The organism is Streptomyces sp. NPDC002130 (assembly GCF_040296465.1).
Lineage (GTDB): Bacteria > Actinomycetota > Actinomycetes > Streptomycetales > Streptomycetaceae > Streptomyces.
Genome location: NZ_JBEOXI010001242.1, coordinates 1 through 1,052, shown reverse-complemented (window position 1 = coordinate 1,052; position 1,052 = coordinate 1). Strand labels below are relative to the sequence as shown.

Genomic DNA, 1,052 nt, shown 5'->3' with positions numbered 1-1,052 from the left:
CCGGAAAGGGGCGGTAGCACAGCTCGTCGATGAGGGCGAGGTGCTGGGCGATGTTCATGGGTTCAGTAAACCCGCCGCCACTGACACTTGGCGGGCATACGTGCCTCGCGCAACTGGAGCAGCAATGACACATAGGACCGTACAAACGGCGCATATCAATGTTCCTGTCGCACAGTCACATTCCCCTCCCCCATGTTTTGTGGGACCGCTGATGTGCTCGCGCGATCGAACATATTCGTCGTTTCGGCGGACCGCATCGAGAAATGAACAGCCGGAAACTTCCTCACTACAACGGATTACACCCCATGAGCATCTATCGCATGATCTGGTGGATTACCGCGGTCATCCTGGCCGCTTCAGGGGGGATCGCCGCAGCCATCACCGTCCAAACCGACATTCTGGTATCGGCGGTGACTGCCGCAGTGCTGATCGGAGGGGGTTCACCCTGGCTGCGACCGATCACACGTCGTACTACCCCACCACCGCGAACTCTCCTTCCGATTGCGCTACGAGACGGCGCTACGTGGGCGGCAGGGGTGGTCACTGTCATCGGATTGATCACGCTCGCCGGCGCTGCTGCCTTACCGTTGATACTGCTGATGGCCATCACCTCGGCTCCGGTGCATCGCTACATTGGCGGCAGAGTTGAGTTCACACAGGCACTCCTGTGCTCGCCGAAAAGTCCCCTGATACGCACCAGCACCGTCGATGTGCCGCTTCTTCCGTTGCCGGACTGCAGCCAACTCTCGGACGAAGCCCTGTGCCGATGTTGGCGCATGAGCTTGCCCGCGCTGCAGAACGGTCCCTCGACATCGCCCTCGACGACGGACGCGCTGCACCTCGCGCGTACCCGCGCGACTTACCTCGACGAAATCGAACGTCGCGATCCAAGGGGTTCCTCACCACACGAGATCACCCACCCCCACCACATCAGCCCTGATTCAACGCCCCTTGAGATGCCCATGAAACAAAAGAGAAAACACCACAATGCCCGACCAGGTTACAAATGTGGGTTATGTAGAATTTTGCGGCGGCGTTACGCAACATTTACC

The 1,052-nt window shown here is 59.3% G+C and carries 1 protein-coding gene; it reads left to right on the top strand.

Annotated elements, in window-relative coordinates; genetic code table 11:
* Nucleotides 1-305 precede the first annotated feature (305 nt).
* Nucleotides 306-1,052: hypothetical protein (locus tag ABT116_RS49955; RefSeq protein WP_351648409.1), on the top strand; the 747-nt coding region annotated here is incomplete at its 3' end.